20 protein-coding genes are annotated in these 22,614 nt (G+C 35.9%); 6 read left to right on the forward strand and 14 right to left on the reverse strand.

All coding sequences use genetic code 11. The features are described 5' to 3' along the window. Positions 1–170: 170 nt before the first annotated feature. The gene (locus tag ACSHZO_RS05180; RefSeq protein WP_298245943.1) at positions 171–1,760 is read left to right on the forward strand and encodes a Ppx/GppA phosphatase family protein; all 1,590 of its coding nucleotides are present in this window, start codon (positions 171–173) and stop codon (positions 1,758–1,760) included. 49 nt (positions 1,761–1,809) lie between these two features. On the opposite strand, the gene ACSHZO_RS05185 is transcribed toward ACSHZO_RS05180, so the two are convergent. Together ACSHZO_RS05185 and ACSHZO_RS05190 are read right to left on the reverse strand one after the other, a co-directional pair. After that, entirely contained in the window at positions 1,810–2,745 is a 936-nt protein-coding gene (locus ACSHZO_RS05185; RefSeq protein ID WP_298245942.1) for a ribose-phosphate pyrophosphokinase, read from the reverse strand. Positions 2,746–2,874: 129 nt separating this feature from the next. Beyond that, the gene (locus ACSHZO_RS05190) at positions 2,875–3,174 is read right to left on the reverse strand and encodes a winged helix-turn-helix transcriptional regulator (protein WP_298245941.1); all 300 of its coding nucleotides are present in this window, start codon (positions 3,172–3,174) and stop codon (positions 2,875–2,877) included. Between the two features lie 123 nt (positions 3,175–3,297). Here ACSHZO_RS05190 and ACSHZO_RS05195 point away from each other — a divergent pair, with 123 nt between their 5' ends. Genes ACSHZO_RS05195 through ACSHZO_RS05205 form a run of 3 tightly spaced genes read left to right on the forward strand, consistent with a single transcriptional unit; the run spans position 3,298 to position 4,796 of the window. Continuing rightward, positions 3,298–3,810 (forward strand): lactoylglutathione lyase family protein, encoded by a 513-nt coding sequence (locus ACSHZO_RS05195; protein WP_298245940.1) that lies wholly within the window; start codon positions 3,298–3,300, stop codon positions 3,808–3,810. 51 nt (positions 3,811–3,861) lie between these two features. After that, positions 3,862–4,140: a hypothetical protein gene (locus tag ACSHZO_RS05200; protein WP_298245939.1), complete on the forward strand. Its 279-nt coding sequence runs from the start codon at positions 3,862–3,864 to the stop codon at positions 4,138–4,140. Beyond that, a complete protein-coding gene (locus ACSHZO_RS05205) occupies positions 4,137–4,796 on the forward strand; it encodes an ATP-binding cassette domain-containing protein (RefSeq protein WP_298245938.1) in 660 nt (219 codons plus the stop codon). Before ACSHZO_RS05200 ends, ACSHZO_RS05205 begins: the two co-directional genes overlap by 4 nt. 377 nt (positions 4,797–5,173) lie before the next feature. Here the strand turns inward: ACSHZO_RS05205 and katG are convergent, their stop codons facing one another. Then, a complete protein-coding gene (katG, locus tag ACSHZO_RS05210; protein ID WP_298245937.1) occupies positions 5,174–7,426 on the reverse strand; it encodes a catalase/peroxidase HPI in 2,253 nt (750 codons plus the stop codon). A gap of 443 nt (positions 7,427–7,869) precedes the next feature. Here katG and ACSHZO_RS05215 point away from each other — a divergent pair, with 443 nt between their 5' ends. Then, positions 7,870–8,313: a hypothetical protein gene (locus tag ACSHZO_RS05215; RefSeq protein ID WP_298245936.1), complete on the forward strand. Its 444-nt coding sequence runs from the start codon at positions 7,870–7,872 to the stop codon at positions 8,311–8,313. A gap of 319 nt (positions 8,314–8,632) precedes the next feature. Next, positions 8,633–9,055: an SRPBCC domain-containing protein gene (locus ACSHZO_RS05220; protein ID WP_298245935.1), complete on the forward strand. Its 423-nt coding sequence runs from the start codon at positions 8,633–8,635 to the stop codon at positions 9,053–9,055. A 54-nt stretch (positions 9,056–9,109) separates the two neighbouring features. Here the strand turns inward: ACSHZO_RS05220 and ACSHZO_RS05225 are convergent, their stop codons facing one another. The 11 genes from ACSHZO_RS05225 to ACSHZO_RS05275 form a co-directional block, all read right to left on the reverse strand. Continuing rightward, the gene (locus ACSHZO_RS05225) at positions 9,110–9,778 is read right to left on the reverse strand and encodes an FAD-binding oxidoreductase (protein WP_298245934.1); all 669 of its coding nucleotides are present in this window, start codon (positions 9,776–9,778) and stop codon (positions 9,110–9,112) included. 112 nt (positions 9,779–9,890) lie between these two features. Next, positions 9,891–10,895 (reverse strand): LLM class flavin-dependent oxidoreductase, encoded by a 1,005-nt coding sequence (locus tag ACSHZO_RS05230; RefSeq protein WP_298245933.1) that lies wholly within the window; start codon positions 10,893–10,895, stop codon positions 9,891–9,893. A gap of 536 nt (positions 10,896–11,431) precedes the next feature. After that, complete coding sequence (locus ACSHZO_RS05235) at positions 11,432–12,784, reverse strand: capsule assembly Wzi family protein (RefSeq protein WP_298245932.1); 1,353 nt, start codon at positions 12,782–12,784, stop codon at positions 11,432–11,434. A 60-nt stretch (positions 12,785–12,844) separates the two neighbouring features. Next, positions 12,845–15,247, reverse strand: coding sequence for a GumC family protein (locus ACSHZO_RS05240; protein WP_298245931.1), 2,403 nt, complete (start codon positions 15,245–15,247; stop codon positions 12,845–12,847). 2 nt (positions 15,248–15,249) lie between these two features. Next, positions 15,250–16,047 (reverse strand): polysaccharide biosynthesis/export family protein, encoded by a 798-nt coding sequence (locus ACSHZO_RS05245; protein WP_298245930.1) that lies wholly within the window; start codon positions 16,045–16,047, stop codon positions 15,250–15,252. A gap of 106 nt (positions 16,048–16,153) precedes the next feature. Next, positions 16,154–17,221 carry a sugar transferase gene (locus tag ACSHZO_RS05250; protein WP_298245929.1) on the reverse strand — a complete coding sequence of 356 codons (1,068 nt, stop codon included), beginning with the start codon at positions 17,219–17,221 and terminating at the stop codon, positions 16,154–16,156. A gap of 178 nt (positions 17,222–17,399) precedes the next feature. Beyond that, on the reverse strand, positions 17,400–18,503 hold the full coding sequence (locus ACSHZO_RS05255; RefSeq protein ID WP_298245928.1) for a glycosyltransferase family 4 protein: 1,104 nt from the start codon (positions 18,501–18,503) through the stop codon (positions 17,400–17,402). Continuing rightward, entirely contained in the window at positions 18,496–19,569 is a 1,074-nt protein-coding gene (locus ACSHZO_RS05260) for a glycosyltransferase (RefSeq protein WP_298593547.1), read from the reverse strand. Before ACSHZO_RS05260 ends, ACSHZO_RS05255 begins: the two co-directional genes overlap by 8 nt. 10 nt (positions 19,570–19,579) lie before the next feature. Beyond that, on the reverse strand, positions 19,580–20,914 hold the full coding sequence (locus ACSHZO_RS05265; RefSeq protein ID WP_298245926.1) for an ArnT family glycosyltransferase: 1,335 nt from the start codon (positions 20,912–20,914) through the stop codon (positions 19,580–19,582). 64 nt (positions 20,915–20,978) lie between these two features. Further along, a complete protein-coding gene (locus ACSHZO_RS05270) occupies positions 20,979–22,028 on the reverse strand; it encodes an ATP-grasp domain-containing protein (protein WP_298245925.1) in 1,050 nt (349 codons plus the stop codon). 4 nt (positions 22,029–22,032) lie between these two features. Continuing rightward, on the reverse strand, positions 22,033–22,614 hold the full coding sequence (locus ACSHZO_RS05275; protein WP_298245924.1) for an acyltransferase: 582 nt from the start codon (positions 22,612–22,614) through the stop codon (positions 22,033–22,035).

Genomic DNA, 22,614 nt, shown 5'->3' on the forward strand with positions numbered 1-22,614 from the left:
GCCTTCATTTGCCAAAATTTTGAGGTTGCAAAAGTAAAGCTTTTTCTGAATCTATAAAATACTGATCCTTAAAAAGTTCAGATGGATTACAGAGATCATGATTTTGGTATCTCTAACTGGAAGTTCATCTATTATTTGTATAAATTGAAACTCAATTAATTCTGAAGTACATGGAGAACCCATCTGAAACTGTAAATGCCAATAAGCGAATCGCCGCGATCGATCTTGGTACGAATTCTTTTCATGCCGTTTTGGTAGATATTTATCCTGACGGAAGTTTTAGAACAGTAGACAAGCTGAAGGAGATGGTCATTCTTGCCGAAAAAGGAATGGAGAATAAATTGAGTGAAGAAGCCATGCAACGTGGCCTTGACGCCATAAAAAGGATAAAATTTCTATGCGATAGCATGGATGTGGAAGAAATTATCGCCTTTGCTACTTCAGCCATTAGGGAAGCCACCAATGGAGGAGATTTTATTCAGCGAATGAAAGCTGAATCTGGCATTAAAGTAAGAGCGATTTCGGGTAGTAAGGAAGCAGCATTGATTGGTTTGGCGGTTCAGCATAGTATAGCACTTTCCGAAGAACTGGTATTGATGGTGGATATTGGAGGAGGAAGCGTGGAATTTATTCTGGGTAATAATGAAGAGTTCCTCTATTCCCAAAGTTTAAAACTCGGTGTTGCCCGTATGGCTGCAAAATTCGTTTCTCATGATCCTATTAGCAAAGAAGAGATCAAAGCTTTAAAAAAATATTATAAACAGGAACTCGGGGAGCTTTCAGAAATACTTGCAAAACATCAAGTCAGAACCATAATTGGAAGTTCCGGAACCATGGAAAATATAGGCGCCATGATCGCCAACAGGAATTCTCATACGGCCAATATGAGCCTGAACGAACTGGTTTTTGATGTTTCAGAATTTAAAAAACTCTACAAGGATTTTATTCAGCTTGATCGCAAAGAACGTGAGGATATAAGTGAGCTGGATGAAAAAAGAATAGATATCATTAACCCGGGAATGGTGCTGGTAAAATATCTTATCAAGGAATTTAATATCGAAGAAATTAAAATTTCTGAAGCTGCGCTTAGAGATGGGATGATCCTCGATTTTATTAAAAAGGAACGTCCAAAACTTGATCTTGTCGCTAATTATCCTGAACCGCGTAAGCGTAGTGTCCATGAACTTTTACGCAAATGCCACTGGATGGAAGATCACTCCCGGCATGTGGCAGCGATGAGCCTGCAGTTATTCGATGCTTTTCAAAAAGATCTGAAACTGGAAGAAGGAGATCGGGAACTACTGGAATATGCAGCATTAATGCACGATATTGGATATTATATCAACTATCGCAAACATCATAAGCATGCACTTTATATTATTAGGCATGCAGATCTACGTGGTTTCAACGAGGATGAGATCAATATCATGGCGCACACCGCTCGCTATCACCGAAGAACTGTTCCTAAGAAGAGACATTATTTATATAAACAGTTATCAAAAAAACTACGCAAGAGGATCGAGAAACTAGCCGCTTTACTCCGACTTGCCGACGGCCTGGATCGCAGTCACTATCAGAACGTCCAGGAACTGGAGATCATTAAATCTTCAGAAAAGATCAGGTTGCAAATAACAACTTTAGGGGATCCGGAACTGGAAGTCTGGGGAGGTTTACGCAAAGCAGATCTGCTGAAGGATATTACCGGAAAAGAGATCGAGATCATCACGATAGAAAGTCAAAAGAACCAGAATCAAGCATAAAAAAAGCCGGTATAGAACCGGCTTTTTTATATTATATCGAATGCTTAAGTTACATGATAAACTTTTCACTGATGGAGCGATTATCATTCACACTCTTCATCACATCTGCAAAAAGATTTGCACAGCTCACTACCTTGATTTTCTTGCTTTTCTTTCTTAATGGAATAGAATCTGTCACAATTAATTCCTCAAGTTTAGATTTTTCAACGCGCTCGTAAGCTTCTCCAGAAAGTACAGGGTGCGTACAGATGGCACGAACGCTTAAAGCTCCGCGTTCCATCATAAGATCTGCAGCTTTGGTCAAAGTCCCTGCGGTGTCTACCATATCATCTACCAGGACTACATTCTTCCCGGTGACGTCTCCAATGAGCTCCATATGGGAAATCACATTTGCTTTTGCTCTTTGCTTATAGCAAATTACCACATCGGTTTCTAATGCTTTAGAATATGCGTAAGCTCTTTTAGAACCACCCATATCTGGAGATGCGATGGTAAGGTTGTCCAGACCAAGATTTTTTAAGTAAGGAAGAAACACTGTGCTTGCGTATAGATGATCCACAGGTTTTTCGAAAAATCCCTGGATCTGGTCGGCATGAAGATCCATGGTAATGATCCTGGTTGCCCCGGCAGTTTCGAGAATACTTGCAATCATTTTAGCGGCAATAGGCACACGAGGTTTATCCTTTCGATCCTGTCTAGCCCAGCCAAAATAAGGCATTACAGCCGTGATATGTCTTGCTGAAGCGCGTTTTGCAGCATCCAGCATTAGAAGCATCTCCATTAGATGGTCACTACCCGGATGGGTAGAGCCAATGATAAAAACCCTACTTCCTCTTACAGACTCTTCGAAAGATGGCTGAAATTCACCATCGCTATACGTGGAAGTGATCACATTCCCAAGATGAGTACCGTAATGATCGGCGATTTTCTCGGCCAGCGCCTGGCTTTGTGTACAGTTAAAGATTTTAGCTTCCGTAGTCGGCATTTGTTGTGTTGTTTAGTTGGGTTTGTTATTGTGCCGTAAATTTAGAAAAACTTCCGCGCGAACAGGTCATAATTTGCTAACGGAATTTTAAAAATTACAGTTTCCTTGTTTGATGATACAGATCAAACACTAAATCTGCTTTCCCCATTCATCCAATCCACGCAGAATATGCTCCAATGACCTTCCTTTTCCAGTAAGTTGATATTCAACTTTGGGAGGAACCACCGGGTAAACCTTACGGGAAACGAGTAAGTCCTTCTCCAGTTCACGTACTGTTTGCGTGAACATTTTATTGCTGATATCAGGAATTCTGGATTTGAGAATACCAGATCTTTCCGGACCATCTAGTAAATGATAGAGCACCAAAGGTTTCCATTTTGTACCAATTAAATTCATGGTCGCATTTAAAGGACAAATATTCTTAGACATAATTTTAGACACAAAGCTCTGGAAACCTACTATTTACTCTTTTAGTAACCTATACCACTTATAGGTAACTTATTGTTTACGAGACGAATATACCTTAATTTTGAGATTCTAAAGAAGAATGTTATGAGAAAAGAAAACGCTTATCCAAGATCATTTTCACATATTGGAATCACCGTTCCAGACCTTCAGAAAGCTGTAGATTTTTATGCTGAAGTAATGGGATGGTACACGATTATGCAGCCAGCGAAGGTAGAGAAAGACCCTGATACTGCTATTGGACAAATGTGTATCGATGTATTTGGAAATGACTGGGAAGAATTTGAGATCGCACATATGTCTACTTCAGACGGTGTTGGAATCGAGTTATTCTCATTTTCTAAGGGCAAAAAAGAAGCGCCAGAATTCAACCCATTTAACACAGGATTGTTTCATTTCTGTGTACAGGATCCTGACATTGAAGGTCTAATTGAAAAAATTGTGGCAAATGGTGGGAAACAGCGAATGCCCATTAGAGAATATTATCCAAAAGAGAAACCTTTCAAAATGTGTTATGTTGAAGATCCTTTTGGGATCGTATTTGAAATTTATACGCATAGTTACGAACTCACTTATTCATCTGGCGCCTATTCAGAATAGAATAGTGAACTGAAATATATACCTTAAGACCTATTTAAACGTTCTAATTCGATGTTTACTCAGGCTGTTTTCAGGTATTTCAAGGAGATCAACACATACAATGTTCCGCTAGCGATCATTATTGGGATCGCTGCCGGACCCTTGTATGCCCTGCTTATTTTTAGCAGTTTTGGTATTTTTATAGGTATGCTTGCATTCGATTATTTTAAAAAGCATCAATACTATATGTATGAGAACCTTGGATTTAGCAAATCATTCCTGCTAAGTCGTGTTTTTATTCTTAATATTCTGATTTCTGTTAACTGCGGAATAATCCTGTTGCTATTTTGAGAATTCTTCAAGCCCGAAATATTCACAAAACCTATGCAGATAAAATTCTGAATGATCTGAATTTTAAATGCAAAACAGGTGAAATTATCGGAATCTTCGGTAGAAATGGTACTGGCAAATCTACATTTCTAAAAATTCTCTTCGGAAAAGTAAAACCTGACCAGGGTAGTATTTATCTTAATGAACGGGAACTGACATCATCCTCCATCATTTTAGAAAAATTGATTGCCTATTTGCCACAGGATAGTTTTCTTCCGAAGAATACAAAAGTGCAGGATATAATTCCATTTTTTCATCCAGACGGAGAGGCTCAGGATCGTATTTTTTACGCTAAAGGAGTAGGGAATTTTGCTTCCAGAAAGATTAAAGAACTAGCCATTGGACAGCGAAGGTATCTGGAATTACTTCTTTTAGGCAATCTTGAACACCCGTTTTTGCTACTAGACGAACCATTTTCTATGGTTGAACCTCTTTACAAGGAGCGCATTATAGAGTTTATTACAAACCTGAAAGCTAGAAAAAGTATTATCATCACAGATCATTATTACCAGGATGTTCTGAATGTCGCCTCTAAAAATTTTCTTCTGAAAAATGGGAGTTTAGTCAGTATTTCTTCTGAAGCCGATCTGCTTGCCGAGGGTTATCTGAAAGCGTAAAACTCCCTGATTTTTTATATTTTGCAGATATAAACGTAAAAGAAGAGGTTTCTTCTAGATGAAAATCGCAGACAGTTTTGAATATACAAGAACGGCCATTTGGACACAATTTAATCTACAAACCTATAGGATGGCTGTATCTACACGCCCTGCATTCAGAAAAAACAGCCAAATCTCTATTGAGTGAAAAGTTTAATAATAGGTATGATCTTGCAGGTAGCCGTATAGTCCTGAACCTGTTTAGTTTTTTCATTCTTGCCTTGTTTGTGATTTTTATAGTAAGCTTCCTCCTTAAATCTATACAGTATTTCATTTCATGATCTGAAATAGAAAAGGGCAGCAAATTGCCACCCTTTTTCTTATTGTATCAAGTAATATTAAGCCTTAATATCGTAACGATCCAGGTTCATCACCTTATCCCAGGCCTTCACAAAATCTTTTACAAATTTCGCTTCAACATCATCTGTTGCATAAACCTCAGCCAGTGCTCTTAATTCTGAATTTGATCCAAAAATAAGATCCACTCTGCTTCCGGTATATCTCACATCACCAGTTCTTCTATCTCTTCCTTCAAAGAATTGATCATCTTCTGAAGTTGCCTTCCAGGTCACTCCAAAATCAAGGATATTCTTAAAGAAATCGTTCGTTAATTGTCCCGGTCTGTCTGTGAAAACTCCATGTTTGGAACCATCGTAATTGGCACCTATAGATCTCATTCCTCCTACCAGAACTGTCATTTCAGGGGCAGTTAGAGTTAGCAATTGTGCCCTATCGATCAACAATGCTTCAGCTGAAGCGGAGATGTTATCCCTGTTTCCGAAGTAGTTTCTAAAACCATCTGCATTAGGCTCCAATGGTTCAAATGCTTCCACATCGGTCTTTTCCTGGGTGGCATCTGCACGTCCCGGAGTAAATGGCACTTTTACATCATGTCCTGCATCTTTAGCTGCCTTCTCAACTGCTGCACAACCGGCAAGTACGATAAGGTCTGCAATAGATACTTTTTTAGAATCCTGTGAATCGTTGAAATCTGACTGAATTCCTTCCAACGTCTGAATCACTTTCCCTAATTGTGCCGGATTGTTCACTTCCCATCCTTTTTGCGGAGCTAAACGTACACGTGCTCCATTAGCACCACCACGTTTATCTGAACCTCTAAAAGTTGAAGCCGAAGCCCATGCTGCAGAAACCATCGCTGCAGTAGAAAGTCCGCTATCAAGAATTTTAGATTTTAAGCTTTCCACATCCTGATCGTTGATGATCTCATATTCAACTTTTGGAATAGGATCCTGCCATAACAGTTCCTCCTGTGGAACTTCTGGACCTAAATATCTTTCGATAGGTCCCATATCACGATGGGTTAGTTTAAACCACGCACGGGAATAAGCATCTGCAAACTCTTCAGGGTTTTCAAGAAAATGTCTGGAGATCTTTTCATATTCTGGATCCATCTTTAAAGAAAGATCTGTCGTCAACATAAATGGTGCATGTTTCTTATTCGGGTCATGCGCATCTGGAACAGTTCCCGCTCCGGCATTATCCTTTGGCTGCCACTGGTATGCTCCACCAGGCCCTTTAATACATTCCCAGTCGTACTTGAATAGATTTTCGAAGTACGTATTACTCCATTTTGTTGGAGTATCTGTCCAGGCTCCCTCAATACCACTAGTGATGGTATCGGCCCCTTTTCCAGAATTGTAGGTATTTTGCCATCCCATACTCTGCATTTCGATCCCTGCAGCAGCTGGTTCAGCTTCCACGTATTTTTCAGGATCTGCAGCACCGTGAGTTTTTCCGAAGGTGTGACCACCTGCGATCAAGGCAACAGTTTCGTAATCGTTCATCGCCATTCTTCCGAAGGTATCACGAATATAGCCAGCCGACTCTACCGGATCTGGATTACCGTTATGTCCTTCAGGATTTACATAAATTAATCCCATATGCGCTGCTCCAAGCGGACTTTCAAGATCGCCTTCAGCATATCTTTCTTCATTATCCAACCATTCGCTTTCAGATCCCCAGTAAACATCATTTTCTGGTTCCCATACATCTTCACGACCACCGGCAAATCCAAACATTGGCAAGCCCATAGATTCATGAGCACAATTCCCGGCTAGCACCAGTAGATCTGCCCAGGACAGTTTTCTACCATATTTCTTTTTAATTGGCCATAATAGTAATCTCGCCTTATCGAGATTCGCGTTATCTGGCCAGCTATTTAGCGGAGCAAATCTCTGTTGTCCAGAACCAGCTCCTCCACGACCATCTCCAATCCTGTACGTACCGGCACTATGCCAGGCCATACGTATAAAAAATGGTCCGTAGTGACCATAATCTGCCGGCCACCAGTCCTGGGAGTCGGTCATTAGATAATAAAGATCCTGCTTCACCGCAGCCAGATCAAGACTTTTGAATTCTTCAGCATAGTTAAAGTCATCGTCCATAGGATCGGTTAACGTAGAATGCTGTTTTAATATATTGAGGTTTAGCTGATTTGGCCACCAGTCCCGGTTGGATGTCCCATTACCGGCAGAGTTCTTTAGAGCTCCACCCATAAATGGACATTTACTGGATTCATTGACTTCCCAAACCTTATGATTATCGTCGCTTCCAGAATTATTTTTTCCCATTTTGTTAAGTATTAGATTAATAAATTGGATTAGAATTCGAATTTACGAAAAGGTACTCGATAATTTTTATCTATAGTTTTTATATAATGATAGTTATATCAAATAGCTCACTACCGAATTGCTGTAATTTATACAATTAAAGTTTTCAAACCTAACCGTGAAAAGTTTAATTTTTAATATTAATTTTAAGCCTTAATTTAATAAAAAACTGAATACTTAGAGTCCCTACACTGCACTGTATCTTATATAAAGATAATGATGAAGTTGCTCAAATCTATAGACTGGCTCCTGATCCTGTTTTTAATCATACTTGCTATTATTGCGAGTGTTATTATTTCTGAATGGAATTCTATTGTAGATTTTTGTCATGACATCATTTAATTTTTGATAGATTGCTTTTTCTGAAATTCGATTTTGAATTATAAAAATTTTGCCGAACCTATATGACACCCAGGTCTGAAAACCCCAATCCTGAAACAGATCATAACCACGATGAATTTGAAGACAATAACATAACAGAACTTATTCCCGCACTATATTCGAAAAGAGTAATTTTCATGTTCTGCCTGCTCTTCTCCACGATCTTTGGAGCAGTTATTCTTATGAGTAACCTGAACAGCATTAAGGAGAATAAAGGAAAATGGCAGGTATTGCTTTTTGCACTTTTATATACTGCTGGTCATGCTTATACCGTTTTTAATTTTTCTACTACTTACATTGGCTTAATGCTGAATTTAGGCGGCGCTTTGATCCTAACAGAATATTTCTGGAACAGGTATATAGGGATGGAAAGAGAATTTATCCGGAAAAGTTGGACCAAACCAGCGATAGTTTCGGCGTTAATTACTGTACCACTTATTGTAGCAGCTGTACTTACTACACAGTAACTTGTTGATCATGGAAACTGGCCTTTTTCTAGTTGGCTTCAGAAAAATAAAGGATGAATTTGCGGAAATTTCTCACGAACGCATAACTGATTTATTCTTTTAGTTTGGTATCTCGATCACTAAAATTGCAATAGACCTGATTTTTAAAAAGGGGGAGGCTATGAGATATTCCGTGGAAATGATGTACCTGATCTTCGGATGTTTCCTATTTACATTTTACGGAGATTCTAGAATCAAAATGTTAAACAAAACCGATAAGTCTGCTAAATGAGCACACTGCGCTTTCAATTTTTGATATATTTAAATAAAAAGAACAATTATGGCTTCAGAAGGAAAGATCGAAATTGAGAGTAAGATAAATGCAAAACTAGACCAGGTTTGGGAATACTGGACTAAACCTGAACATATTACCAAATGGAACAAAGCCAGCGAAGATTGGTTATGTCCCAACGCCGAAAATGATCTTAAGGATGGCGGAAAGTTTAAATATCGAATGGAATCTGAGGATGGAAAAGTCGGTTTTGATTTCGCCGGAACTTATAAAGAGGTCAAGGAAAAAGAGAAACTTACCTATGAACTTGAGGATGGTAGAAATGCTGAAGTAACTTTTTCAGAAGAAGATGGGAACGTAATGATCAAAGAGACTCTGGATACAGAAGATGAGAATCCGGTAGAACAGCAAGAGCAAGGCTGGAAATCTATTCTTGAAAGTTTTAAAACTTATGCTGAAGAGCAATCATAACAAAAAAAGGCCGGAAAAATTTCCGGCCTTTTTTTTCTGTTTATATAAGAACTCCTATTGATCATCCAATTGAACAGCATCGGTATCTGCTCCCATGTTTTTCAAAGTTTTGTTGATCTCTTCCGTCATTTCAGGCGGTCCGCACACATAGAATTGTTTACTAAGATCAGATATATTGCTTTTCAGAAATTCCTCGTTCAAATAAGCATTTGTATAATTTGTGTCTTCCTGATCTGTAATAACATAAGTAGCATTATTACCCAGCATGCTATCAAGCTCCTCTTTTAGCATAATATCCTTATCGGTCTTATTGCTGAAGAATAAATTCATGCCCTCCAGTTTATCTTTCTTCTTAAGATCTCGAAGCATAGAAATATATGGTGTGATCCCGGCTCCTCCGGCAATGATATATCCGGGACCTTTATATTCGATGGCACCCCAGGTATCTCTTACAATCAGTTCATCACCTTCCTTCAGTTTAGATAATTGCTCCGTGACTCCGTCATGATCTGGATAGATCTTGATAGTAAACTCGAGATGCTCGTCTTCGTTTAAACTGGTGAAAGTAAAAGGTCTTTTTTCATCTTTCCACTCTTCCTGGTTGATCGAAATTTCTGTGGCATGTCCCGGCGTAAACTCATAGCCTTCGGGTCTTTCAACAATGAATTGCTTTACATCGTGCGTTACCTGCCCAATCGATTTGATCTTCACTACCATTTCCATAAACTTTTTTATTTTCAAGATAGTGGAAATGAGAGCACAAGTCAAATACGCAGCTCAATGGCAGAAGTATTTTAACCTTACTTAACGCCTGTGCTTCTGCATTTAAGGAAGTTTAGGAATTGATCTCTTGCATCACTTCTGAAAAAATGCGGTACGATCTAAGTCTATCTTCCTGATGGTAAATATGAGAAGCAACAATAACTTCATCAACACCGGTATCCTTCAGAAATTCTTCAGCTTTGTTTTTGATGTGCTCTTTGTCTCCTACGAACGAATATTTCAGCATTCGCTGTAAAGCGGGATTATCGCGAACTTCACGTAATTCAGCATCCATTTCAACCGGTTTTTGCAAATAATCCAGATTCCCTGTAAGTACACCTACCATCATTCTAAGCGAACTGGTAGAAAGTTTCTCAGCTTCCTCGTTGGTTTCTGCGGCGGTCACATTGATCCCTGCAATAGTATAAGGTTTATCAAGATATGCTGAAGGCTGGAATTCCCTGTAATAAATTTCCATTGCCTCAAATAACTGTCCAGGTGCAAAATGACTGGCGAAAACATAGGGAAGTCCCTTTTCTGCTGCTACATGCGCACTATCTGTGCTCGAGCCTAAAATATACATGGGTACATTAACCCCTTCGGCAACCGTAGCTCTCACTTTTGTAGATTCTAAGTTATTCTTAAAGTATCGCTGAATTTCATCAATCTCATGCGGAAATTTAAAAACAGAATTCATGCGATCACTTCGAATCGCGTGCGCAGTAACCTGATCGGTACCCGGAGCTCTGCCAAGTCCCATATCGATCCTGTCTGGATATAGCGACCCTAAAGTCCCAAACTGTTCAGCAACAATTAACGGAGAGTGATTTGGTAACATAATCCCTCCACTTCCAATACGAATACTATCTGTTTTGGCAGCGACATGACTCATTAGGACGGTTGTTGCAGAACTCGCGATGCTCACCATATTGTGATGCTCAGCGAGCCAGAGTCTTTTATATCCCAGTTTTTCTCCCTGCTGAGCAAGGTCTACGGTATTTTTAAAAACCTGAGAATGTGAAATATCCTGGCCGACTACTGCAAGATCCAGAATAGAGTAATTTTTATGTTTGGTCATAAATTTAAAATTTGAAGCCTGCATCTCTACAGGCCGGGATTTCGTCTCAACTCTATCCAAAACCTTACAGTGATCAAACTTGAAAAAAACAGTGCAGATCTTCTGAAGTGAAAAATACAGCTTTTAACTTGAAGCAGAATGTTGTAGAGAACGAATCTAGATTGTAGGCATGATAAGAAGTGTATTTTATTTGTATCCTCAACACTCTTGTTCTAGAATACTGAAAGCAGAAAGTGATCTGAATTTTGCCATATACCGCCGGATGATTGCAAAGAAAAACCCTCACAGAATTCTGTAAGGGTTTTTAAGTACTCGAGGCGGGAGTGCCTGAAAATTCGTTTAGGCCGGTTCTACTGGACTTTTCAGGCAGTCTATTTTGGAGTGTCCCCGAATTAGACACCTTTAACTTAAGATTAACCTTCAGAAACATCTAATCAATCTAAATAAGAACAATCTGATCAGGTTTTAATTATTCTACCTTTATCTAAATTGATTATATTAGAAAGTCTTAATTCTAAAAAATATATTAGATGATATTAAAATTGTTTTGAAAGACTAATTCCTGCTCCAAATATGGGTTCTTTGATAGAGTTAAATTCAAAACCTAATTTAAGATCGGCCTGGATTGGAAGATTTAATACTCGCCATTTTGAGTAAAAGTTAAGAACATCCTCATTTAAGCCTTCTAAATTTAAAGGGGATCTATAAGTTCCCTCATTGTGCGCATAACTTAATAATATCTTATAGGGAAATGTATGAAAATAGCTAGAAAACTGACCACTTATTCCTAAATGATGAGCAATAAACTTGTTGTTTATTATCTGATTTATTTCTGAGTTATAAGTGAAAAATGGAGCTCCTATAATCCTTTCTTTATAAGTCCAGCCTGAATTATAAACTAATTTGTGGGAAAGATAATTATCAGCACCCCATCTATTAACATTATTACTTTGATTTTTAGTGTAGTAAAACTCATAAAGAACTGAATTTACTATTTTATTTTTATTATTTGCTTCAATATTGATCCCATATCTCCCATCTGGAAAGTTTGCAAAACGACTACCTGAACCATCTTCAAATAAATTATTAAAGATCAAACTCAAGGTATAATCCCTGTAATCTTTAGAAACGTAAAGTTCCCATGACCCTAAATGGTTACCTAAAGCATTATTAATATCTCCCTGATTTGCACCTACATCCCCTTCGCTACCACTTATTATTCTAAGGTAGTCTGAAAATCTTTTAGGTTGCTGACCTAATTCAGGTGACTCCCCCCCCCATTGTACAAAATGTTTTATTCCTGCTTTAAACATCCATCCTTTTAAAGAATGATATATGATATACAAACTTTTATGATGTAATCTTACATTTTTTACATATCTATCACTGCCTAGTAAATATTCATTCCAAGAAGCTTCAAAAGCAAATTTTTCATGTGGTTCTAAATAAATTGGACCATTGGTTTTTAATTGAAGTCCGGGCATTGGGCGCGCATTTAAGGACCATAATATATTTTCATTGGTTGCACTTAATCCATTGTATACTTCAGGCTCCTGCTTTCTTCCTGCTATAATCTGAAACCATTTGTATTGAAAATCAACATACAATTCATCAACAAAAATTACATCTTCAAAAGCGTCTTGATAGAACATCCCTCCACCAAATTCTAGACTTGTATTCTCCGAAATATTGAAATTTAATTTCCCGTTAATCCATCCATCAATATTAGTTTCTTCTGAAACCCTACCTTGCTGATTGGAATAAAACCAAAATGGTAATTCCTCTTTAGACGAAGAATAACCTTCTAAATTTACACTTCCGGAAAAGTCTACCTGCGCAGTTAGACCAGAGGTTAAAATTAAAAAAAGACCAAATAGATTCAGCTTCATAATTAAAGGAAAAAAGCCCTGAAAAATTTCAGGGCCTAATTTATAATCCGAATAAAAGTCTTACCAAAAAGCAGCTTTATTCTTTAATCTGCTTAAAAAGGATTTCTTTTCTTCTCCATAAGCGTAGCCATACTTGTTACCGTATCCAAAATTAGCAAGCTTTACATCATTCAACACGAAACTTACATCATGCAGTTTTCCGTCTTTTTTGGCATCTTTTGCAAAATTCAGTAGTTTCTTTTCAGTATATCCAGCACGAACTACGTAAAGGGTAATATCTGCCCATTTATTAATCAAAAAAGTATCGGTCACTAAAATGGTAGGAGCGGTATCTACAATTATATAATCGTAAAGTTCTTCCAGTTCTCTAAACATTTCACCTGTTTTCTGCCTTCTCCATAGTTCTGAAGGATTGGGAGGTATGCTTCCAGATGGCAGAAACTCCAGATTATTAGAATTATTTGACTTCACTACTAAATCTGGCAATTTCAAACTATCATTTGCTAAATAATCACTTACACCCAGCTTATTTCTTGCATCCTCCTCAAAACGCTGTAATTGCGGATTACGTAAATCCGCTCCAATAATAAGCACCCTTTTATTTGTATTCGCAAGAGTGAGCGCAAGATTATAGGAAACAAGCGTTTTACCTTCTCCTTTGACAGTTGAAGTTACAAAGATGGTATTACCTTTTTCCTTATCCGCAGTATTCACAATAAGATATTGTAAGTTAGTATGAAGAATTCTAAAAGCTTCCGCAAGTACACTTCTATCATTTTTTAAAATCATTTCATCCTCTTTACGGGCTACTTTAGGAATCTCACCAACTAAAGGAATTTCTTTAACCATATTTGAAACATCTTCGCGGTTCTTCACTTTGTTATTCAGTAAACTTTTAAGGTAAATGATTAGAAATGGAATCAATAGACCCAGAATTAGAGCGGCAAGTAAAATAATTTTTGGTTTAGGGCTAACCGGATCCATAGAGCTATAGGCCCTGTCTACGATCTTAGCCTTGGGAGCAGTTACCGCCAGACTTAGGGAATTTTCTTCACGCTTTTGCAATAAAAACAAGTAAAGCGATTCCTTAATATTCTGCTGTCTTTCGATTCCACGATACTGTCTTTCCTTACCTGGAACCGCTGAAATTTTTGAGTTTATAACCGAGCCTTGTCTTTCCAGTTCTTGCTGCGATACTCTCAGGTTTGATCTTAGTCTCTCGAAACTAGCCAGTACATTTCCTCTAATTTGTACAATTTGACTATTCAGTCTTTTTACCACCGGGTTCTTTTCTGTAGAACCACTTAAGATCCTGTTACGCTCCAGTACGAGGTTGTTATATTCTTCAATACTGGTATTGACTGATTGCTCCTGAATTCCAAGATTCGCCGGAAGCAGGTCAGATCCGGACTCGCTATTTAAATAACTGATCATGGTATTGGCCAGCTCCAACTGAGTTCCTATTTCCTGTTCACGTTTATTGTAATCGCTTACATTTTCAATAAACATTTCAGATTCAGCTTCAATATCAGTTAGCTGGTTCGCTTCTTTAAAGTTCTCCTTTCCGGTTTCTACCGAATCCAGTTCTTCATTGATGATCTGTAAGCGTTCATCTATAAAAGTAGCCGTATTTCGAGCTACCAGATTTTTATCCTGTATCGCTTCCTGGTTATATTCAAAGATCAACTGATCTAAAATATCCCGTGCTTTTGCTTTTACTGCATCATCAAGTCCTAATTCAATAAGGCTCGAGTTTTGATCGGTAAGATTGACCTGCAACTTCGATCGATAATTTGAAACTACCGATTCAAGATTAGAAAACCTTACCATCATATTTGGAATTTCATTATCCTTTCCTAATTCAAATTCCGTGTTTTCCACAAGAATAACATCTGCGAATGGAAGTGAAATAGGCTGACCAATTTTTCCTTTTATACTTTTCTCAGTCTCAAAATTTATTAATTGAAGGCCATCATCTTCTTTAATAGAAATCCTAAAATTATTTCCGGCCACTTTAGAATATCTGGCCAGAGCTTTTTCATCTATTTTAAGTACCTGAACAAAATAAGGCGTATTAAGATAAAGCTCGGCACTTTTAATAGCATCCTCATCAAAATAAGAAATATTTAAATTAAGAGCCTTGACCACATTGGTCATCATACGTTTAGAGCGAAGAATCCCAATTTCATTTTCAATGGAATTTGTACCCATTCCACCCAACAAACCAAGATCGGCAAAAGCAGCCATTTCTGAAGATGGAGATTTAGCCTTTTCATCTTTAATGATTATACTGGCTAAAGTATGGTAAATAGGAGTAGTTGTTTTTAAATAGGTAAAAGCAATAACAACACATATTAAAACTCCCAGTACAAACCAAGGCCAGTGTTTTGAATACTTCTCCAGTTCTTCTCGTAAATCAATCTCCTCTTCCTGTGGATGATTATTTGGATTATTTTGTGCCATACTTAATTGGTAATTAAAACTGCTAATGAAATTAATACGGAAGCGATAGAAATATAAACCCCGGCATTACGATTATAACTGGCAGATTGCATCTGTGCTCCATTGGGCTCCACATAAACCACATCATTTTGTTGTAGATAATAAAAAGGAGAATTGATCACATTAGGATTGGTAAGATCCAGATATTCATGGATCTTTTTTCCATTCTGTTCTCTCATTACTAACACATTATCCCTTCTTCCGTAAATTGTAAGGTCTCCGGCAAAACCTAAAGCTTTAGGAAGACTCAAATATTCATCACGAATATCAAAAGTTCCCGGTCTCAATACTTCTCCCAGAACACTTACCTGAAAGTTAACCAGACGTACGTTTACAATAGGATCTTGTACATATTCGCTTATCTCTGTTTTTAATTTCGCTGAAAGGTCCTGGCGATTGAGTCCGGCAACATTCACGGTTCCCAAAACAGGAAATTCAATATTTCCATCTGAATCTACCAGATAGGTTTGTAATTGCTGCCTTCCGTTCACTGAAAGTCCGCCTAGTTCTGATCCACCCTGAGGAACTCCAATAACAGGCAGGTTAAATGGCATCGCAGCTTCCTGCTCCGGGGCAGAAACACTAATCGTCAAAAGATCGTTATGTTTGATCTTAAGGCTGTTATTTTGATTCTGATCTATTTTAGCCTCCGCTTTTTCTAAACCCTGGAAATAGACGATCTCCTTTCTGGAGACACAGGAAGTAATAAGCAACAACAATAGTGCAGCAAATGGCGCTTTAAACAGTATGTTTAAATTCATTTTATTTTAAATTTTTGCGAATATATAATTATAAAATAGTTAAAGAAGTGTGAAGAATCTGAATGTTCAGATATACTTTGTTATTTCCTTTGATCAGTTCTCTAAGTTATTTGCTCCGTGCACCTTTAAAAAATATCGATTTAAATGCCAGAAAAAAGTATTTAAAATCTGTTGTTATCGGAGCTTTTTCATATGCTTCCAGATATTTCATTTCTGATGCAATGATTTCTTCTAAAGTTTTAGGCATATCTGCATAAAACGGAGGTAGTAGGCCTGGTTTTGTCCTTGTTCTTTTTTCCTGGAGCTCTTTTGTATAGAGATTAAAATATTGCTGACTTAATGGACGTACCCCGATCAGTTTCATTTCCCCTTTAAAGAAATTAATAAACATCGGTAATTCGTCAATCCAAAATTTACGGAAAATTTTACCTTCTTTTGAAATTCGAAAATCATCTTTAAATTTTCCACCCTCCTGTAATTCATTTTTTCGAAAGATATAATCCTGCAGGTATTCTGAAAAAGGGTGCATAGTTCTTAACTTATATACTTTTATAAGATTTCCATCTTTGCCTACCCTTCTCAATTTTATCAATGGCCCGTAACTGGGGTATTTATCATAGACCGGTTCCTTGATTTTACGCGCGGTAAAATAGGTTTCCCCTTCTATATCATTTTCTTCAGTTATTTCAAAGCCACAGGAATAAAGCCGACCAAAAGCCTCAGCCTTTGATAATACTCTGCCTTTGCCTTTTGTTATTCCAAAATATATTTTTTTCGCAATTGGAAATTTTGGAGTTACCCGGTTTAATAGAATGTCTCCAGAATGGACCACATAATTAAAAGGTTTTCTTTGTGGATGAATAATTCTTCGCTTTCGTGAATTATATTCTTCAAACCTTCCTATGAATTCCCCACAAATAGACAATCTGGAATTCACCGCTTCCAAAAATTTATTTAAATATCTGATATCATTTAAACGTTCCAGATTTATGATCTTTTCTAAATCTTCTTCTAACCCTAAAACTGAAGTATGGCATAAACTGGAGGTTACCTGGCAAGCGTCCTCATTTAAGGAATCTGCTACAACTTTTTTATAAGCTGTTGTACCTATTTTCACTTTGATAAAATCTTCTTTGCTTATATTCTGACCTTGCAGAAATTCAGTAGTAACCATAATTGTTTATTTTTCTTGGTTAGGAATAGAGGGAAATTATTATTGCCTGTTATCAGAAATATTTTTACTATTATAAAGAAAGAAATTTAAATTCCTACCCCCTTGAATGGCAATAGTTGTTTCAAAAATTTTCAAGTATTCATTACAATAGTTTAAGTGGTTTTAATTTGGAATAATATCAGCCAGGAATGCTATTTAACAATTTTGAATATAAATTTTCATACTCATTAGCTATAAATTTCCAGTTATGGACTTGAGAAGTTTTGATAAAAGCTAAATCAGCCTTTCTTTCAATTAAGTCTTGATTTTCTAAACATTTCTTTATTTGCTTTTCTAAATCAAAATGATTGTTGGATTGAAAAAAAGTTACCTCCTCATCATTAAAGACATATTTATTTTCAATTATATCACTCGCAATGATAGGAGTTTTCAGTGCAGCAGTTTCCAATAACATATTGGACATACCCTCGTTAAGGGAAGGGAAAACGAATAATTTAGAATTTCCAACTATATCAAACAGTAAATTTTTATCTTTTATTAATCCCAGGAATTCTACATTCAACCCTTTAGCTTTTTCAATAATTGTACGCTTGTAGCTTTCTATGTGATCTAAAGACCCAATAACTTTCAACTTCCCCTGATAATCCATTAAGTGAAGAGCATCCAATAAAATATGTAATCCTTTTAAACTAATTATTCTTCCCGCCGCGAATGTCATATAATTTTCCGGCTTTTTTTTATCAAGGATTTTTTTAGGAAGATAGACACCATTAGGAATATAACTAATGGGCCTATCGTAAATTTTTTTGAGATAACCTATATGAGGTTGACAAACTGATACAATTTCATTTGAACTTTTAAGAGAAGAATATTCAGATAATTTAAAAAATAATTTATCAAAATAATTCCATTTATTATCATCCTTAGGAATAATACCTCTTACAGTATTTATGACCTTATATCTCAACCTGAGAAACGGAATTATGAAACCTGCATAAATATGTTGAACATGAACAAGGTCATAATTTTCATAGAATAGACAATGATTTAAAGATTTAAGATAGTAGAATAATGTATTCAATTTCTTTACTGGAAAAGACTTAAATGTTATCTGCTTAATCCCATTATAATGCCCACTTACATCGGTGTGGGAATCAACAGAATAAACTGAGATATCAAATTCATCTTTTAATTCATGAATTAATGATTCGGTTGATCGAGCTGCACCTCCGAATCCTGGCAAACCTTTAACACCTATATAGGCAATTTTCTTTTTAGACATTTTCTTGTAATAAATTAAGATACTTTTCAACCATTAAATCAACTCCAAACCTATTAACTAATCTCGTCCTACCATTATATCCCATTTCTATTCTTAGAGAAGGTGAAAACATTAAAATTTTTAATGACTCTGCCAAATTCTTCCAATCTCCTATGGGTTTTAAAAATCCGTTAAAATTCTCTGAAACCAAGTAATCTGTATCACCTGCTTTCGTACAAACTACAGGTAATTTGAAAGACATGGCTTCCATTACCGCATTTGGCATTCCCTCAAAACGAGAAGTCATTAAGAATATATCTGAAACTGAATAGTATTTTTTAATATTAGGTGGATTTATAATCAAATTGATTTCTTTTCCTAAACAATGCGTTTCTATCAGTTCCCGGATATTATTCTCAAGTGTACCGTAACCAATAATTGTATATTCCCAATCTATTTGATGTCCTTGCAGGAGTTTTTTTAAATAAGAAATTGTAAGAATTGCTGTATTATAATCCTTCTCCTCCACAAACCTTCCCACAGATAATATCTGAATTTTAGAAATATTTCTTTTTGAATTGGTTTTAAATGTTTCTACGGGAAAGCCATTATGAATAGTTCGCATCTTCTTAGGATCTATTCCGTATGCCTGATAAACTTCTCTACCTTTAAAACTATTTGAAACAATTGCAGTAGAAAATCTATTAAACAGAACTTTCTGAAGCTTCATTTTAAGTTTGCTGTCTTTTATTTTGGATCCTCGAATCCCCCCCACAATTGTTGGCACTCCAACTATACCAGCCGAAAGTATCCCGATAATATTATTGACAGGTAAGAAGCATACAATGGAGTGAACTTGTAATTTTCGAAGTAAAAACTTAAAGTGAAATGCTTTCTTTAGGAGATTACCATTTTTGATAAAAATTAATTGATCTTTTTTCAATATCAACTTTGCATATTCTAACAAATCTCCTTCTTCATAGAGAACGATTAGCATTGCATCAACACCTTTATCAATTAATCCTTTACAAAGTAATATTGCTTGCTTCTCTGCTCCACCTTTATGCAAGCTTCTGATAAAAATCACTGTTTTATGTTTAAAGCGCATCTCTACCTAAAAGTTTGATAAAATTCCACATATAAATGATAAATATCATTCCGACTATATAAAACAGAAAGTATTTATGATGCTTTTTATCATTTCCTGAGATTAAGCCATATCCAACAAAAGGAAAAAGCAATACCATCTTCAAAATGTTATATCTTATTGACATTATGTAAAAAGCAGAAATAAGAGCTAAAGTATATACAGTTGTAATTAGAATCAAAAAAAATGATTTGCGAAAATTATACCTGCATGCCTTATAAAAACCTACTAATCCATAATATGAAATGAAACTCCAAAACATTAGTCCCCCTGCGAAATACCATTGCAAGGTTTGATTGTAAAATGAAATATTTGTCTTGACTATACTTGGGTAGGGAGTCACATACATTTGTGGTAAAAGAACCACTCCAGTTGCATATTTTGCAAGACTATGTCCACGTTTCTCATACAATTCTTGACTTCTTCCACCTAAAGCGATATTTGTATCTGTTTCAAGACCTAAGTACCCATTTGCTTTGTCTAATATTTCTTTTCCTGAACTAAAATTATTTAGAGCTAAAAACATCCCGCCAACTGACAGAACAATCAATAGAATTTTTATAATAAAATTTGTCTTATTGATGTAGAAGAAAAAAATACCCAAAGAAAATACAGCAATTAATCCAAGTACAGTTCTAAACAAAAATAAACTTGCAAGTGAAACAACCAGAATTAAAATGTTTCCAATCGATTTTCTTTTTTCCTGGACAATCCTTACTCCAAAATATATACTTAACAAAAGAAAAAAGATCATATAGGTTTCTTTCAAATGCAATGCACTATAAAGTGCTAAAGGTTGAAAGCATGCCATAATTATGGCTGTGATCTTACCCGTTGATTCGTTAAATAAAGATTTACTGATTTTATAAATCAATACCACCGAAAAGCTCCCAATGATTACCTGAACAAATCTTGCAAATAGTATGGAATTGCCTGAAATAAAATATTTGAGCGATAAAATAATTGGGTAACCAGAATCATCTAAAGAGAAGAAATTAATATTTTTCAATTCCAAAAAAGACCTATCATGTAGTCTTAAAGCAACATCGTGGTACCATAGAGCGTCTTTAGCTTCAATATCAAATTCAGTTCCAGTAATTTCATAAAAGACAAAATAGTAGACCAATAGAGCAGCCAACCTAATTATTAAACTAAACCAGAAAATACTTCGCTGAAACCTCTTAGATTCAAGATAGAAAAATTTACCCTGTGCAATTTGCAAAAGGAAGCTTGTGAACAATACAGTAATAAATACTTGGAATAAAAAAGGAAACTCTACAACCATGTTATCGAAACTGATAACACTTAGTAGAATCACTACTAAACTTGCAACACAAATGGAAGCTAACTTAGACCGGGTTAACAACACCTATATTATTTTTGTCAATTGCTACCTTAATAGCTTCTTCAATCATCCATCCAAACGGATTAAATGGTCCTTTATGAAATTCAAGATTTCGATTCCAATATCCTTCGCATGGAGAATAAACTTTTGAAGTAAAACCGAAACTAATTTCAACTAATAAAGGTTCATTATTATCATCAAAAATAAAATCAAAAGCTCCACACTGGGTTTTCAGCTTTTCTGCTATTTCGAAAGAAAGATTAATTAATTTATCACTGAAATTTTCCTTTTCATAGAGTATAGTGCCACTACCCGAAGCACGAAAATCATTTTCTCTTACCATCCTTTTAATGCCGAAAGCATTCTCTCCTATAACTATTATTCGAATATCATAATTATTTTTAGGTATGAATTCTTGAAAGTAAACATATCCATTTTCCCGAGAACTCATTTTCGCAAATTCAGAGGAAATAAATAGTCTAGCAAAAGACCCAAGGAATTTATGAAATCCTACTTTCCCGGAGTAAAATTTTATTGAGTTATCTTTAAAATTTTTCCATTTACTAAATTGGGAAAAACCTTTAGAAAATGCACGGTCAATTTTAGAGAAGGCTTCCTTTTTTGTTTTAATCAGTTCAACATTTGCTGATCCAGCACCACCCCTTAACTTGAAAACTTTTGGGTAGTTAGTATGATTAGCCCAATTTTTAGCATTCAATTTATCAAAAAAGACAAATGAAGGAACTAATGGAATTTTCAAACTTTCCAATAAAAACTTTTGGCCTACTTTATCATCAAAATGCCAAGCCGTATTAAAAGAGGGGAAGACAATCTTACCAGATTGCTCGAAGGAAAAAAGAAGTTGCTTTGCAAAAAGCATATCCTTATACAAATCATGCCTAAAATGCCACATTATAATATTGCAATCTTCTGTATCTTGGACAATATTGTTTGAATAGCAATCTATGATTTTATAATTTATATTTTTCTCCTTACAATACTCAATCCATTGAGAAGAAAAGCCCTTTAAACTATAGTGAATACCAATTTTCATTAAATTATTTAGAATTTAAAATTTTCTTTACAACTTTTCCTGGGTTACCTTGAATTATAGAATTGTTAGGATAAGTTCCTTTTACAACAGTTCCTGCAGTAACAATTGAATTATCTCCAATAACGGTTCCCTTTAAAATTGTAGAATTTAACCCAATCCAAACATTCTCTCCTATAATAATAGGCTCGGGTAAATCTCTACCAACTGTCCGATTTTCAGAGAAAGTAAGATGACCATTACTATCAATAATATTTGTTCCAGAAGCAATGACCGAATTTCTACCAATTTCAATACTACCTTTTGCATGAATATAACAGCCATTAATTCTGCAGTTATCCCCAATAACCACTTCTCCACCATCTTTGTCAATCAATATGGATGTAGGAAACGGCATACCAGCATGATAGCCTTTAGATTCTGATCTCAGATAGACGTTTTCTCCAATTGCTAAGTAATTAGAGTCGATTCTTATAGTTGTTTTTAGATCTATCTTACTATTCAATCCTATGAAAAGGTTGGTATGTGTAGCAACTAAAAACTGTCTTCTTATCTGAAAAAAAAGAAACTTAATTTTTTTGTTAAACAT

The sequence above is a fragment of the Christiangramia sp. 3-2217-3z genome (assembly GCF_051195275.1).
Lineage (GTDB): Bacteria > Bacteroidota > Bacteroidia > Flavobacteriales > Flavobacteriaceae > Christiangramia > Christiangramia marina.

Excerpts from the sequence above, each read along its gene's own strand:
- ACSHZO_RS05195 (WP_298245940.1), top strand. The coding sequence starts at position 3,298 with ATGAGAAAAGAAAACGCTTATCCAAGATCATTTTCACATATTGGAATC.
- ACSHZO_RS05200 (WP_298245939.1), top strand. The coding sequence starts at position 3,862 with ATGTTTACTCAGGCTGTTTTCAGGTATTTCAAGGAGATCAACACATAC.
- ACSHZO_RS05270 (WP_298245925.1), bottom strand. The coding sequence starts at position 22,028 with ATGAAAATTGGTATTCACTATAGTTTAAAGGGCTTTTCTTCTCAATGG.
- ACSHZO_RS05230 (WP_298245933.1), bottom strand. The coding sequence starts at position 10,895 with ATGACCAAACATAAAAATTACTCTATTCTGGATCTTGCAGTAGTCGGC.
- ACSHZO_RS05275 (WP_298245924.1), bottom strand. The coding sequence starts at position 22,614 with ATGTTTAACAAAAAAATTAAGTTTCTTTTTTTTCAGATAAGAAGACAG.
- ACSHZO_RS05240 (WP_298245931.1), bottom strand. The coding sequence starts at position 15,247 with ATGGCACAAAATAATCCAAATAATCATCCACAGGAAGAGGAGATTGAT.
- ACSHZO_RS05225 (WP_298245934.1), bottom strand. The coding sequence starts at position 9,778 with ATGGAAATGGTAGTGAAGATCAAATCGATTGGGCAGGTAACGCACGAT.
- ACSHZO_RS05255 (WP_298245928.1), bottom strand. The coding sequence starts at position 18,503 with ATGTCTAAAAAGAAAATTGCCTATATAGGTGTTAAAGGTTTGCCAGGA.
- ACSHZO_RS05215 (WP_298245936.1), top strand. The coding sequence starts at position 7,870 with ATGACACCCAGGTCTGAAAACCCCAATCCTGAAACAGATCATAACCAC.
- ACSHZO_RS05245 (WP_298245930.1), bottom strand. The coding sequence starts at position 16,047 with ATGAATTTAAACATACTGTTTAAAGCGCCATTTGCTGCACTATTGTTG.
- ACSHZO_RS05190 (WP_298245941.1), bottom strand. The coding sequence starts at position 3,174 with ATGTCTAAGAATATTTGTCCTTTAAATGCGACCATGAATTTAATTGGT.
- katG (WP_298245937.1), bottom strand. The coding sequence starts at position 7,426 with ATGGGAAAAAATAATTCTGGAAGCGACGATAATCATAAGGTTTGGGAA.
- ACSHZO_RS05180 (WP_298245943.1), top strand. The coding sequence starts at position 171 with ATGGAGAACCCATCTGAAACTGTAAATGCCAATAAGCGAATCGCCGCG.
- ACSHZO_RS05250 (WP_298245929.1), bottom strand. The coding sequence starts at position 17,221 with ATGGTTACTACTGAATTTCTGCAAGGTCAGAATATAAGCAAAGAAGAT.
- ACSHZO_RS05235 (WP_298245932.1), bottom strand. The coding sequence starts at position 12,784 with ATGAAGCTGAATCTATTTGGTCTTTTTTTAATTTTAACCTCTGGTCTA.
- ACSHZO_RS05265 (WP_298245926.1), bottom strand. The coding sequence starts at position 20,914 with ATGGTTGTAGAGTTTCCTTTTTTATTCCAAGTATTTATTACTGTATTG.
- ACSHZO_RS05220 (WP_298245935.1), top strand. The coding sequence starts at position 8,633 with ATGGCTTCAGAAGGAAAGATCGAAATTGAGAGTAAGATAAATGCAAAA.
- ACSHZO_RS05185 (WP_298245942.1), bottom strand. The coding sequence starts at position 2,745 with ATGCCGACTACGGAAGCTAAAATCTTTAACTGTACACAAAGCCAGGCG.